Genomic DNA, 330 nt, shown 5'->3' on the forward strand with positions numbered 1-330 from the left:
GTGGACGCTGATCGCCAAGTGAGGACGCATGGAGAAAACGGCATGACACCGACTGCGACCATCGCCCGAACGCGCCCCAGAATCCTCCCTCCTTTCCGCGAGTACCTCGGATTCAATATGTCCTTCGAGCGGGACGAGGGCTCTGCGGCTGGCGTTATCGCCGATGCGGACCGAGCTGTGCCGGGTCGCGCGCGGGTCATCGTCCGGGCCGGGTTGCGGTATTGGGGCTGGCCGGGGCTGATCGAGTTTGCCGATGTACTCGTCACCGAGCTGGTCACGAACGCCCTTGAGCATGGGCTCGGTGATGTCGGGCTGCGTGTGTATCTCACC

The 330-nt window shown here is 64.2% G+C and carries 1 pseudogene; it reads left to right on the plus strand.

Annotated elements, in window-relative coordinates:
• Nucleotides 1-42 precede the first annotated feature (42 nt).
• Nucleotides 43-330: pseudogene (locus tag OO70_RS50890) on the plus strand (ATP-binding protein); the annotation flags it as partial.

Source organism: Streptomyces xylophagus, from assembly GCF_000716435.1.
In the GTDB taxonomy this organism is placed as follows: Bacteria; Actinomycetota; Actinomycetes; order Streptomycetales; family Streptomycetaceae; genus Streptomyces; species Streptomyces xylophagus.